We start from the raw sequence: 13,232 nt of genomic DNA, 5'->3' as shown, positions 1-13,232 counted from the left end.
GAGTCGGGTAGCCGCGGGAGGCGGCCGTGATCGACCTCGAGGCCGACGTCCTGGTGCTGGGCGGCGGCCCGGCCGGAGTATGGGCGGCACTGGCCGCCGCGCGGGCCGGAGTCCGGGTGGTGCTGGTCGACAAGGCCCGCTGCGGGCACAGCGGTCCGACCGCGAAAGGCTTTGTCTCGCTGTGGAATATCCCGCCCGGCCCGCTCCGTGACGCGGCGGTGCAGCGCGGCTTGGCGGACGGCGGCTGCCTCGGCGATCCGGAATGGATGGCGCGGATGCTGGCCGAGACCCATCGGCACGCGGGCCGGCTCGCCCGCTGGGGGCGGCGCGACCCGGGGGAGCGCGCGGCGCGCGCCACCCGGGTCCGGCTGGACGGTGCGCAGTATCTCGCCCGGATGCGTCGTGCGCTGGTGCTGGCCGGGGTGCGGATCCTGGATCACCACCCGGCGCTGCAACTGGTCGTGGACACCGAGGGGGTGGTGTCGGGCGCGGCGGGCGTCGCGCTGCACGAAGGTTTCCGATCCTGGTCCGTGCGGGCCGGGTCGGTGGTGCTGGCGACGGGCGGATGCGCGTTCCGGTCCGGCGGCGCCGGGACCGACGTCGACACCGGCGACGGGATGCTGATGGCCGCCGAGGTCGGCGGCGAGCTGTCCGGTATGGAGTTCTCCAGCGCGTATTCCCTGGCTCCGGTGCTGGGGCCGCATCCGGCGGGCGCGGAACGGCGCGCGGTCGCTGCTCGGGCGGCGCTGCGAACGGCCACCCTCTGCGACGAGTCCGGCACGGTATTCGGCAGTGCGGGAGAGGGATTCGGCGCACAGGCGCTCACCGCGCTCGCGGACGGCCGACGCGTCTATGCCTGCTGGGAGGCCGATCCCCGTGACGCCGTGCCGGGGCGGCGGGTGAGTGGTGATCTCGCGCGCATGCCGGTGCGCGCGGTGCTGGAGGGCACCGTGCGCGGCGCGGGTGGTGTGCATCTGATCGGATTCGACTGCGCCACAACGGTTCCGGGATTGTTCGCGGCCGGTGAGGTGGCCGGGCGCGAACCGATCACCGGCGCGGTCGGCGGATTCGGCGGGCAGGGTGGGGGCTGGGCGATGTCCTCGGGTGCGTGGGCGGGTGCGGGTGCGGCCCGCTTCGCGACCGGACGTGGTCGCCGGGGGCCGGTGCGGCTGGTTCCGGGTGCGGGCTTGCACGGTGGTTCCGGGCTCGATCCGCGTGCGGTGATCGGTCTGGTCCAGGAGCACACCCTGCCCATGCGGCGCAGTTATCGACGCAGCGCGGACAGTCTGCGCAACAGCATCGCCGAACTCGACGCCCTGTGGCCCGCCACCGAATTCGCGCTCGGTGGCAGCGGTGCGGATCGATTGCACGCCCGTGAGGCCGCGGCGCTGCTGGCGGTGGCGCGCTGGACCAAATACAGCGCGCTGGCCAGGACCGAATCCCGCGGTATCCATCGGCGCACCGACCATCCCCAGATCGTCGACCATTGGTGCCGCCGTCTGCTCAGCGGCGGCGTGTCCACGGTCTGGGTGCGTCCACAGGCGTGCGAGCCGGTCGTCCCGGTGCCGCAGCCGCAGGCCGAGCCGGTTTCCCAACTCGAGCCGACGGATCTGGCCACCGCCTGATCGGGCGGGCCGGATCGTCCGCACCTCGCCGCCCTGATCCCGGTGCGACAGTTCACCGATCCTTCGCGCGGAAGGTCGGTCTTCGGTGACCCGGGGGTAATTTGCGCCACGTAGCCTCGGGAAATGGCACATCCCAGCGGTTCTGGACCCGCCACCGTGCGGGGGGATTTGGCAAGTCCCGGGGCTGCTGGCAGAATGTTCGGGATCCCGGCCGACGCCACCGCCCGGCCCGGGGAGGTTGGTGAACGGCGATCCGTGACGCACGGCTCCGGTCCGCGGATCACCACCGTAGTGCATTGCCCGGACAACCATCCGGCTCCGGCTCGACGGATCTGTGCAGCGATACGTGAACCGCGTCTCGTAATACCCCTTGCGGCTTGCCGCGATGTAACTACTGAACGGTATTGCGAGACATGCGTGAGCGTATTCGGCGCACCCTCGAGTAACCCGAAAAATCCCTTATTTCCATACCCGACGGTAACCGTTCCCCGGTTTAGTCCGCATCGAGCAGGAGTGAAATCGTGTCATCTGTGACTGACGCACCGAATGCAACTGCCAGCCTGTCCGAGATCACACACGAAGAGATTTTCGCCGGCCATCTCGGAGGCAAGCTCTCGGTGGAACTCAGCGCGCCGCTCGACTCGCAGCGTGATCTGTCCATCGCCTACACCCCGGGTGTGGCACAGGTGAGCCGGGCCATCGCGTCGGACGACGCATTGGCCAAGCGCTACACCTGGACCGACCGCCTGGTCGCGGTGGTCAGCGACGGCACCGCGGTGCTGGGGCTGGGCGATATCGGCCCGCGCGCCTCGCTGCCGGTGATGGAGGGCAAGGCGGCGCTGTTCAAGAAATTCGCCGATCTGAACTCGATTCCGATCGTCCTGGACACCAAGGACGTCGACGAGATCGTGGAGACCCTGGTCCGGATGCGGCACAGCTTCGGCGCGGTCAACCTCGAGGACATCTCGGCTCCCCGCTGCTTCGAGATCGAGAAGCGCGTGATCGAGGCGCTGGACTGCCCGGTCATGCACGACGATCAGCACGGCACCGCGATCGTGGTGCTGGCCGCGCTCAACGGTGCGGCAAGCGTGCAGGGCCGCGACATCAAGGACCTGAAGGTCGTGGTGTCCGGCGCCGGTGCGGCCGGTGTGGCCTGCACCAACATCATGCTCGCCGCGGGCGTGGCCGATGTGGTCGTGCTCGACTCGAAGGGCATCGTCGGCACCGATCGCGCCGACCTCAACGAGGTCAAGGCCGAACTGGCGCAGCGCAGCAACCCGCGGGGGCTCAGTGGCGGCGCGGCCGAGGCACTGGCCGGTGCGGACGTGTTCATGGGCCTGTCCGCGGGCACCATCGCCGAGGAGTTGATCGCGTCGATGGCCTCGGACGCGATCGTGTTCGCCATGTCCAACCCGGACCCGGAGATCCACCCCGACGTCGCGCAGAAGTACGCGCAGATCGTGGCCACCGGACGCAGTGACTTCCCGAACCAGATCAACAACGTGCTCGCCTTCCCGGGCGTGTTCAAGGGTGCGCTGGACGCGGGCGCGCGCCGGATCACCGAGGGGATGAAGGTGGCCGCCGCCAACGCGATCTTCGGTGTGGTGCGCGACGAACTCGCCGTGGACAAGATCATCCCGAGTCCGCTGGATCCGCGGGTCGCCCCGGCGGTGGCCGAGGCCGTGGCCGCTGCGGCGCGCGCGGAAGGCGTTGCGTAACAGGTGGTTTCGAAGGTAGGACGCCCCATCCCGGGTCGGGTGGGGCGTTCTGCGCTGTCCGGTGACGCCTACGGCGGACGGCCGGGCGCGCGGCACGGTGTGGTGGTGGCACTGGTGGCCGCGCTGACGGTGGCGCTGGTGCTGATCGGCGGTGTGGCCTCCGCGCCGTTCGCCGATACCGTGCACCTGGGTGACACCGCGATCGCGATCCCCGGTGTGGCGCGGACTCCGCCGATGGGCTGGAATTCCTGGAACGCCTACGGCTGTTCGGTGGACGAGCACACGGTGGAGCAGGCGGCCGACGCGCTGGTGGCCAGCGGAATGCGTGAGGCCGGTTATCGATACGTCGTGGTGGACGACTGCTGGTTCGCCTTACAGCGCGCGGCTTCCGGTGCGCTGCAACCGGATCCGACGCGTTTTCCGCACGGGATCGCGGCCCTGGCCGCTTATGTGCACGCGCGTGGATTGAAATTCGGTATTTACGAGAGCCCGAATTCTCGCACCTGCGCACAGATTTCCGGAACTTATCCGGGAAGTACCGGAAGTTCCGGACACGAGGCACTCGACGCGCGCACATTCGCTTCGTGGGGTGTGGATTATCTCAAATACGACTGGTGCTCACCAGATTCCAATATCGACCGCCAGGTATCCGCATTCACGAGAATGCGAGACGCGTTGCGTGCCACCGGACGTCCGATCGTGTACAGCATCAATCCGAACAGCCGGGTGTCCGGTGCGCCGCCGGGCGGGATCTACGACTGGTCCGGTATCGGCACGCTGTGGCGTACGACCAACGATCTGCTGCCCGGCTGGGCACTGCACCAGGGCCCGGCCGGTGATCAGGGGGTCAGCGAAATCCTCTCCAGCACCGTGGCGTCGGCGAAGCGAGCCGGTCCGGGGCATTGGGCCGACCCGGATATGCTCGAGGTCGGCGTCCCGGGTGTGCTCGGCACCTCCTATCCCGGGCTGACCGAGGTCGAGCAGCGAACCCAGTTCGGCATGTGGGCCATGCTGGCCGCACCACTGATCGCCGGAAATGCCCTGTCCTACATGAACGAGACGACCTGGCGGCTGCTGACCGATCCGGAGATCATCGCGGTGGACCAGGATCCGCTCGCCGCACCGGTCACCGTGGTGCCCGGGACCGACGGAAAGGTCTGGCGCAGAACGTTGTCGGACGGTTCGGTCGCGGTCGCGTTGTGGAACAACGGCGATTCGACCGCCACGATCTCGATCCCGCTGGCGAGCCTGGGCCTGCCCGCCGCCGATGGTTTCACCGCCCGCAACCTGTGGTCGGGGGCGCACGCGACCGTGCGTACCGCGGTCGGCGCGCAGGTGGCCGCACACGACACCGTGCTACTGCGGATCAGCCCGTCCCCGCTGACCTGATCGGCAGTAGCACGGCGGACCGGCTGCTAGTTGTTGTCGTTGTACTCGTTGTTCAGCAACTGCTGATAATCGGTGATGCCCGAGGAACCCCACAGAATCGGATGCGCGCCGGGACCGCAATCGCGGACCATGGTCTGCGTGGAGGTCGGGCCGATCCGCTCGGTGTGGTACCACTCGAACACCAGATTGGTGCACAGCAGTGAGTAGTTCATCGTGCCGGGTCCGAGATCGGTATTGGTGCACGTGGTTACGAGCTTGCTGCCCGTGGGGACCGAGCCGCAGTTGACGGTTCCGATCGGAGTCGCCTGTGCCGCAACCGAACCCAGTGCAGCGACGCCGCCGAGGATACCGCTCGTGAGTACTGCCGCCGTGATGATTCTCCGCATGTGTGCCACTCCCCGTTTAGATTTCGATCCGAACGAGTCAGTTCTATCGCACGGTGCGCTGGAAAACGAGGGTTGCCAGCTGATTTCGAGCAGGGAGCCAGCCGATTCTCGAGAGCGAGATGTCGGCTACCGATGGCAGGCGTGCCGGTAGTCGATCACCGGCTGGCGTGCGCCGCGCAGGCCCGCGATCAGATCCGGATGGGCCTGGCGGTAGGACTGGCGTTCGGCCTTGCGCTGATCCTTCGGCAGGGTCCTGATGTGGGCGAGTTCGGCGGAGAGGTCGGGGTGGGCGGCCAGGTAGGCGGCGACCTTCGGTGCGGCGGCGGCGTGGGCCGCGGCGCGGTTCTGCACGGTGCACTGTGCGGGATCCGCGGAGGCGGTCGCGGGCAGGGCGATCGCGAGGGTGGCCAGACCCGCGGTGGCGGTGAGCAGGGCGGCGGCGATGCGTTTCACAGGGGAACTCCGTTCGGTCGATTCGTGCTGTCGAACCGAATGTGCCCGGCGTAGCTGAGGACGCGCTGAAATTCCGGGGTTCGACCCGCGTACCTTCAGGTGATCTTCAGGGTCAGCACGAATCGTGCTCCGCGACCGTCCTCGGATTCGGTGCAGTTCAGGTCGCCGCCGTGGGCTCGGGCGATGCCGCGGGCGATGGGCAGGCCCAGGCCCGAACCACCCGAACGGGTTTCGCGGGCCTGATCCAGGCGCACCAGCCGGTCGAAGATGCGTTCGCGGTCGTCCGGTGCGATGCCGGGGCCGGTGTCGGCGATCGTGATCCTGGCCAGGTCGTCGCGGGCCTCGACACGCACGGTGACCACCCCGCCCTCGGGCATGGCCTGACACGCGTTGCTCAGGATGTTCACCAGGATCTGCCCGATGCGTTCCGGATCGGCGATCGTGCGCACCGCCCGGCCGTCGAGCCGGAATTCCACGTCGGGGTGCAGCATCCGGACGCGATCGAGCTGAATTCCGCTGAGCTCGTACAGATCCACCGGTTCGGTGTGCAGTTGCAGGCCCGCATCGATCCGGGCCATGTCGAGCAGATCGTCGACCAGCCGCCCGGCCCGCTGCGCCTCGCGGGCCAGCAGCAGATACATGCGCTGGCGTTCCTCGGGATCGGCATCGGCCGGTTGATGCAGGACGGCCTCGGCGATGGCGCGGATGCCCGCGACGGGGGTGCGCAACTCGTGCGCGGCATCGCCGACGAAGGCACGCAACTGCTGCTCGGAACCGCGGGCCCGCGATTCGGCGCCTTCGAGCGCGTCCAGCATTTCATCGAAAGCGCTTGCGGTGCGGCCGAGTTCGGTATCGGTGCGGTCCGGGGACAGTCGGCTGCCACGGTGACCGTGGGCGATGTCGCGGGCCAGGCGCGTCATCGAATCCAGGGGTGCGAGGGCGCGGCGCACTCCGAACCAGAGTCCGCCCGCGATCAGCAGCAGCGCCGCGGCGATCGCGGCGACCAACACCCAGACCAGCCGGGAGCCGATCCGGGCCAGCAGCGGCTCGTCGATCTGCACGGTGAGCCGCGAATGATTGAGCTGACCCGGTCCGGTCAGGATCACCCGTCGTGTCTTGGCGACGTTCTCGGCCTCGCGACGCGGCGTCAGGCTCCCGTAGGTCTGGCCGTCCGCGAGCACCAGGCTGGCCCGCACCGAGCGATTGTCGACCCGGGCGATCAGCACCCGCGGCGGGGTCTTCTGCATGGCGAGCTGACGGGCCAGCTGCACCCGGTCCGTCAGGGTGGTGTCCTCGCTGCGGGAGACCACGACCGCGAACAGGCCGTGCACCACGACCGCCACGACCACCAGTGCGATCCCGGAAACGATTGCGGCGGTGAGGGTTACCCGGCGGCGCAGCGATACGGTCCTCATGACGCGCTCGCCGGGACAGTCGGCCGCCGCGTGTTCATCGGTCCCCGGCCCGCAGCGCATAACCCATACCGCGCACCGTGTGCAGCAGCCGTGGCCCGTGCTCCTCGAGTTTGCGCCGGACCGCGCTGACGTACACCTCCACCAGATTCGGGTCGTAATCCTCGTACCCCCATACGGCGGTGAGGATCTGGGTCTTGGTGACCACCTGGTCGCGATGTGCGGCCAGATAGGTCAGGAGTTTGAACTCGGTGGCGGTCAGGGTGACGGTCTCGTTGCCGCGCAACACGATTCCTGATTCGATGTCCACCACCAGATCCGCGATCGTGATCTTGTTCTGCAACTTGCCCATTCGCCGCAGCAGCGCCTCCACCCGGGCCACCAGCTCGGTCAGGTCGAACGGTTTGACCACGTAGTCGTCCGATCCGGCGCGCAGTCCGCGCACCCGATCCTGCACGCCGTCCCGCGCGGTGAGCATCACCACGCCCGCCGCGCAGTGCGCGCGCACCGATTCCAGCAGGGCGAAGCCGTCGCGTCCGGGCAGCATGACGTCCAGGACCACCACGTCGGGGCGGAACTGCGCCAGATCCCGTTCCAGCTCGCCGCCGTCCGGGCGCGCGAGGGTCTCGTGACCGGCCGCGCGCAGCCCGGACGCGACCGCCGCCCGAATGGCCTCGGCGTCTTCGATGACCAGGATTCGCCCGTTCTGCACACCCGACATTGTGGCCGTTGCCGGCTGAGGATTGGCTGAAGGTAGCCCGTGCGGGTCCTGCGGAAGGGCTGTGCACCGCCGATACTCGGAATATGGCCAGCCAATCAGCACAGTGGATGCGCAGCGCTCGGGTGCTGCGCCGGTCCGGATTCGGTGCGGCGGGCCCGGAGATCGACGCGGTGAGCGATCCGGCGGCGTATCTGCGCGCGGCGCTGGCGGCCGATCCGGAGGCCGATCCGGGGGCGCGCGCCACGCCGATGCCACAGTTCGCCTTCGTCGCGGCGCCCGGTCGCAAGGCCACCGCCGACCAGCGCCACCGCTACAACACCGAGATCACCGCACAGCTGAACGAGCTCACCGTGTGGTGGTTGCGACGGATGGCCGCCGTACAGGTGCCCGTGCGGGAGAAGCTGACCCTGTTGTGGCACAACCACTTCGCCACCTCTGCGGTGAAGGTGCGCAGCGCGGCGGAGATGGCCGGACAGAATCGGACGTTGCGCGCCATGGGCGTCGGGGATTTCTCGACCCTGGCCTACGCGATGCTCACCGATCCGGCGATGCTGCGCTGGCTCGACGGCCAGACCAATACCGCCAAGGCCCCCAACGAGAATCTGTCCCGCGAATTCATGGAGCTGTTCGCGCTCGGGCACGGTAACGGCTACACCGAAACCGATGTGCGCCAAGGGGCTCGGGCGTTGACGGGGTGGACGATAAAGAACGGCGCGGCGGCATTCGATCCGAAACGCCATGACGCGGGGACGAAAACCCTTCTCGGCGTGACGGGTCCGCTGGGTGTGCGGGAATTCTGCGATGCGGTGCTCTCGCGTCCGGAGTCGGCGCGGTATGTCGCCGGGCGGATGTGGCAGCAACTGGCCTCGGACGATCCGCCCTCGCAGGCCGCGCTGGAGCGCATCACCACCGCCTACGGGCCCGATCGTGATCTGGGGGCGATGATCACCGCGATCCTCACCGATCCCGAGTTCGCCGGCGCCCGTGACACCGTCGTGCACGCGCCGGTGGAATGGCTGATCGGCGCGGTGCGGGCGTTGCGGGTGCCGCTGAGCAGCGATGCGGAGGCGCATCGGGTGATGGGGGTGCTGCGCACGCTGGGGCAGTTGCCGTTCTATCCGCCGAATGTGGGTGGTTGGTCCAGTGGGCAGGCGTGGATGTCCACCGCGGCGGCCCAGATTCGGCTGACCGCGATCACCGCACTGCTCAAAGGCGCTGACCTGTCCCCGATTTCGTCCGCGAGCAGCAACGATCGGGTGGATGCCGCCGGACATCTGCTGGGTGTGGGCGCGTGGTCCGACCGCAGCGCGAAGGTGCTGCGCACCGCGGTCGGCAATCCGGCGCGGCTGGCCGCGATCGCCGTGAACACTCCCGAATACCTGACGAGCTGAGAGACGGAAAACGCCATGCCATCTGTGAGTCGCAGACAATTCCTCGTCGGTTCCGGCGTGTTGGGTGCGCTCGGGGTGCTCGGGGCTTCGGCGATCACCTGGGACGAGTTGCACCATGCGGCGAGCACCGGTCCGCTGCCCGCCGGATCGGGAATTCTGGTGGTGCTCACCATGTACGGCGGCAACGACGGCATCAATACCGTGATTCCCTACGCGGACAACGCATATCACGACGCACGTCCCGAATTGTCCTATCGCCCGGAGGAAGTGCTGCACCTGGACGGGCAGCTCGGGCTCAATCCGGCCATGAAGGGACTGGCCCAGTTGTGGGGGCAGCACGATCTGGCGATCGTGCGCGGCGTCGGGTATCCGAAGCCGGACCACAGCCATTTCCGGTCCATGGACATCTGGCAGACCGCGGTGCCCGACGAGCCGTCGCCGACCGGTTGGGTCGGCCGCTGGCTCGACGCGACCGGCGACGATCCGCTGCGCGCGGTCAATATCGGCTCGGTCCTGCCGACGTTGGCGATCGGCGCGAAACACACTGCCTCGGCACTGGATCCGTCCTCGGCTCCGCTGTCGGCGCAGCTGAAGGCCGAACTCGCCGGGCTGGCCGCAGCCGATCCGCACGACAGCGCCGCCCAGGGTTTCGTGTGCAGCGGATATCGCTCGGAACAGACCGTCTCACAAGCCTTCTCGTCGATCGAGACGGGCAAGAAGGCCGAAGCCAAGTCCGAGTCCGGTGGCAATCCCCTCGCGACGCAACTGGATCTGGTCTCGCAGTGCATCAAAGCCGGTGTGCCCACCCGCGTCTACTCGGTCGGTCTGGGCGGCTTCGACACCCACGCCGACGAACGCCACACCCAGGAACAACCGCTCGGCAGGATGGACCAGGCGGTGTCGGCCTTCCTGCGCGATATGGCCGGACATCCGCGCGGGCGCGACGTCGTCCTGTTGGCGTACAGCGAATTCGGCCGTCGCGTGACCGCCAACGCCTCCCAGGGCACCGACCACGGCACCGCGGGCCCGATCTTCATCGCGGGCTCCCAGGTCGTCGGCGGTTTCCACGGTGAAGAACCCAGCCTCACCGACCTCGACGACGGCGACCTCAAATCCACCGTCGACTTCCGCGACGTCTATCACGAACTTCTGCACCGAGTAGTCGCCACCGACCCCACCCCCGTCCTCGGCCCCGGCCGCCGCGACCTGGGGCTGATCACCTGAGAGACAACGGATCTGCTCGGGCGTTCGACTACTGCGCTGATCTCTGCCGCGAAACGCTGATCATCGACGAGGACCCGGTTCTCGGTCCGGGCCACCATGCTGTGTCCTCGGTTCGGACCCGGTGGCCTCGGCCGGCATGTGTGAAATCCGCGTGGCGGTGGACTTCCCCGGCCGCAGATCTCCACCTCGGGTCCACCCGCGGGTGGTGGGGTGACGGGCCCGTCTGATCGACGCTGGAGGCATGAGCTTGCAGAATGCGGTACTCGAGGGTGTCCTGGTCGTCCTGGTGCTGGGGTGGATCATCTATCGGCAGACACGGTGGCAGGTAGTGGATCTCACGCGGGTGTGGCGCGGGCCGATCATTCTGGCGGTGGTCGGGGTGCTGGTGTCGCGGTCGGCGGTGGCCGGGGCCTCGATCGGGGGGTTGGCGGTGGCGCTGTTGGCGCTCGAGGCGGTGCTGAGTGTGGGGATCGGTCTCGGGATGGGGATGTTGTCGCAGGTGCGGCGGGTGGACGGGGAGTTGCAGGCGCGGACGGGACTGGTCGGGTCGCTGCTGTGGTTCGTCATGCTGGCGGTGCGCCTGGGCGTGGACGTGTGGGCATCGGCCAGCGGGGCGAAGATCGTGGCCTCCGCCGGGATCATCCTGCTGATGCTGGCGTTGAACCGGGCCGGGCGCACGGTGATGTTGCTGCGCCGGACCAAGCAGCCGCACCAGGTTGCGGCACACTGAACGCGATGATCGCTGCTGTCTCGCCGACGAGCCTGTCCAGGCTGCTTCGCCTGGTCGGGCTCGTCGCCGTGCTCTTCTCCTCGCTGCACGCGCACCTGTGGTCCCATCCCTGGATCGCGGCGGGTGCGGTGCTGTCCTGGCTCGGCTGGGCGGTGTGGATCGCCGAACCCCCGGGAACGGCGTGGCCGGGGTGGATCTGCCTGTGTGCCATGGCGATCGGCGGCGGGCTGACCGCCGCGTGGGTGGTGGGATCGGCGATCACCGCACTGGCGACGGTCTTCGCGGCGTTGTCCCTGGCGACCTCGCCCGTGACGATCGGACTCGCTATCGCGGCCCTGTCCGCGGTGTGTGGCTGTGTGTCGATGCTCGGCGTCGCGGGGCATCCGCGCGATCTGCTCGGGTTTCTGGTGGGAGCGCTGGTATTCGGGCTGCTGGGCTGGAGTCGTAGCCAGTCACGCCGGGCGGCGGACCAGAATCTGCTGCTGCTCGAGCAGAACCGGATCATCCGCGCCGAGCGGGACCGGGCCGCCGCGCTCGCCGAACGCGGCCGGCTGGCCCGCGACATCCACGACGTGCTGGCACACACCCTGGGCGGACTGGTGCGTCAGCTCGACGCCGCGGACGCGTTGCTCGAGGCGGGCGAGGTGGATCGCGCGTCCGAGCGGGTGAAGGCCTCGCACGAGCTGGCCCGGTCCGGATTCGAGGACGCCCGGCGTGTGGTGCACGCGATGCGCGCGGACGGTTTCGACCTGGGCACGCAGGTGCGCCGTCTCGCCGGCGACGAATGCGCCTCGGGCGGCCGGGTGGAGTTGCACCTCGACGCGGATCTGCGCCGGTTGGACGAGCAGACCGCCGTCGCGGTCGGCCGCGCGGTACAGGAGGCGTTCACCAACGCGCGCAAACACGCTCCCGGACAACCGATTACGCTCACCATCGAGGACCGGGACGAGGGTCTGGAGGTGGTGGTCGGCAATCCGCTCACCGCTCGGCTCGGCGCGCTGCGGCATTCCGGTGCGGGCGCGGGCCTGCTCGGCATGACCGAACGGATCGCGGCCGTGGGCGGCACGGTGCGCGCGGGAAGGGAGGAACAGCAGTGGACGGTTCGCATTCTGGTGCCGCGCAGATGATCTCGGTCGTGGTGGCCGATGATCAGACCACGGTGCGCGACGGCCTGAGCACCGTGCTGTCGCTGCTGCCCGACGTCGAGGTGGTCGGCGAGGCGCGCGACGGCGCGGAGGCGGTCGAGCTGGTGCGCACACTGTCTCCGCAGGTGGTGCTGATGGATCTGCGCATGCCCGGCGTCGACGGCGTGGCCGCGACCACCGCGATCACCGCCGCCCATCCTGGAACCGCGGTTCTGGTCCTGACCACCTACGCCGACGACGCGTCCATCGCCGGGGCCCTGCGCGCGGGCGCGCGTGGCTACCTGACCAAGGACGCCGGACGCGCCGAGATCGCCGCGGCCGTCCGCTCGGTCGCCAGCGGGCACACCACCCTCGCCGCCGACGTCGGCGCGCGCCTGGTCTCGGCACTGGGCGCGGCCACCCGGCCCGCGCGGGCCGATCTCACCGACCGCGAGCTGGACGTGCTGCGCCTGATGGCGCAGGGGCGCAACAACGCCGAGATCGCCGCGGAGCTGTACATCGGCCTGAGCACCGTCAAGAGCCATATCAATTCGCTGTTCGCCAAGCTCGACGTCCGCGACCGAGGACAGGCCATCGCCTACGCGCATCGCACCGGACTCGCTCACTGACATGTCATGATGGGCGCCATGGCGGATCAGAAAATCACCACGCAGCTGATGTTCGAGGGTGCCGCCGAGGCGGCCATGACCTTCTACACGAGTCTTTTCGAAGACGGTGCGGTGCTGGAGATCGAGCGGTTCGCCGCCGGTGAACCCGGACCGGAGGGCACCGTCAAACGTGCGGTGTTCGCGCTGGCCGGTCAGCAGTTCAGCTGCATCGACAGTTTCGTTCATCACGAATTCGGTTTCACCCCCTCGATGTCGCTGTTCGTCGAATGTTCCTCCGATGCGGAACTCGAGCGGCTCTACACGGCGCTGTCCGAGGGCGGCGGGCAGCTGATGCCGTTGGGCGAGTACGGATTCAGCAGGCGCTTCGGCTGGGTGAACGACCGGTTCGGCGTCTCCTGGCAGTTGAACCTCAAGTAGCGCAAGGCTTTTC

13 protein-coding genes are annotated in these 13,232 nt (G+C 68.8%); 9 read left to right on the top strand and 4 right to left on the bottom strand.

All coding sequences use genetic code 11. The features are described 5' to 3' along the window. Positions 1-26 precede the first annotated feature (26 nt). From K7711_RS39465 to K7711_RS39455, 3 genes are all read left to right on the top strand, one after another. A complete protein-coding gene (locus K7711_RS39465; protein WP_222976633.1) occupies positions 27-1,625 on the top strand; it encodes an FAD-dependent oxidoreductase in 1,599 nt (532 codons plus the stop codon). 521 nt (positions 1,626-2,146) lie between these two features. Further along, on the top strand, positions 2,147-3,343 hold the full coding sequence (locus tag K7711_RS39460) for an NAD(P)-dependent malic enzyme (protein WP_372460234.1): 1,197 nt from the start codon (positions 2,147-2,149) through the stop codon (positions 3,341-3,343). A 39-nt stretch (positions 3,344-3,382) separates the two neighbouring features. Beyond that, on the top strand, positions 3,383-4,732 hold the full coding sequence (locus K7711_RS39455; protein ID WP_308015152.1) for a glycoside hydrolase family 27 protein: 1,350 nt from the start codon (positions 3,383-3,385) through the stop codon (positions 4,730-4,732). Between the two features lie 26 nt (positions 4,733-4,758). Here K7711_RS39455 and K7711_RS39450 read toward each other — a convergent pair whose 3' ends face one another. The 4 genes from K7711_RS39450 to K7711_RS39435 form a co-directional block, all read right to left on the bottom strand. Beyond that, positions 4,759-5,118, bottom strand: coding sequence for a hypothetical protein (locus K7711_RS39450; RefSeq protein WP_222976631.1), 360 nt, complete (start codon positions 5,116-5,118; stop codon positions 4,759-4,761). A gap of 126 nt (positions 5,119-5,244) precedes the next feature. Beyond that, a complete protein-coding gene (locus tag K7711_RS39445) occupies positions 5,245-5,571 on the bottom strand; it encodes a hemophore-related protein (protein WP_222976629.1) in 327 nt (108 codons plus the stop codon). Between the two features lie 95 nt (positions 5,572-5,666). After that, positions 5,667-6,986 carry a sensor histidine kinase gene (locus K7711_RS39440; RefSeq protein ID WP_222976627.1) on the bottom strand — a complete coding sequence of 440 codons (1,320 nt, stop codon included), beginning with the start codon at positions 6,984-6,986 and terminating at the stop codon, positions 5,667-5,669. Between the two features lie 34 nt (positions 6,987-7,020). After that, on the bottom strand, positions 7,021-7,704 hold the full coding sequence (locus K7711_RS39435; RefSeq protein ID WP_222976625.1) for a response regulator transcription factor: 684 nt from the start codon (positions 7,702-7,704) through the stop codon (positions 7,021-7,023). Between the two features lie 83 nt (positions 7,705-7,787). Here K7711_RS39435 and K7711_RS39430 point away from each other — a divergent pair, with 83 nt between their 5' ends. The 6 genes from K7711_RS39430 to K7711_RS39405 all read left to right on the top strand — a co-directional run bounded on the left by K7711_RS39430 (position 7,788) and on the right by K7711_RS39405 (position 13,219). Continuing rightward, positions 7,788-9,095 carry a DUF1800 domain-containing protein gene (locus tag K7711_RS39430; RefSeq protein ID WP_222976623.1) on the top strand — a complete coding sequence of 436 codons (1,308 nt, stop codon included), beginning with the start codon at positions 7,788-7,790 and terminating at the stop codon, positions 9,093-9,095. A 15-nt stretch (positions 9,096-9,110) separates the two neighbouring features. Further along, positions 9,111-10,319 (top strand): DUF1501 domain-containing protein, encoded by a 1,209-nt coding sequence (locus K7711_RS39425; protein WP_222976621.1) that lies wholly within the window; start codon positions 9,111-9,113, stop codon positions 10,317-10,319. A gap of 241 nt (positions 10,320-10,560) precedes the next feature. After that, positions 10,561-11,049: a hypothetical protein gene (locus tag K7711_RS39420; protein WP_222976620.1), complete on the top strand. Its 489-nt coding sequence runs from the start codon at positions 10,561-10,563 to the stop codon at positions 11,047-11,049. A 5-nt stretch (positions 11,050-11,054) separates the two neighbouring features. Further along, on the top strand, positions 11,055-12,176 hold the full coding sequence (locus K7711_RS39415) for a sensor histidine kinase (protein WP_222976618.1): 1,122 nt from the start codon (positions 11,055-11,057) through the stop codon (positions 12,174-12,176). Then, positions 12,143-12,802, top strand: a complete 660-nt coding sequence (locus tag K7711_RS39410; RefSeq protein ID WP_308015151.1) for a response regulator transcription factor — start codon at positions 12,143-12,145, stop codon at positions 12,800-12,802. The genes K7711_RS39415 and K7711_RS39410 overlap by 34 nt, the downstream gene beginning before the upstream one ends. Before the next feature lie 18 nt (positions 12,803-12,820). Next, positions 12,821-13,219, top strand: a complete 399-nt coding sequence (locus K7711_RS39405; RefSeq protein ID WP_235748471.1) for a VOC family protein — start codon at positions 12,821-12,823, stop codon at positions 13,217-13,219. The last annotated feature ends 13 nt before the right edge of the window (positions 13,220-13,232 follow it).

This window comes from Nocardia coffeae (genome assembly GCF_019890715.1).
Lineage (GTDB): Bacteria > Actinomycetota > Actinomycetes > Mycobacteriales > Mycobacteriaceae > Nocardia > Nocardia jiangxiensis.
This window is presented reverse-complemented; position numbering and strand designations above follow the sequence as displayed.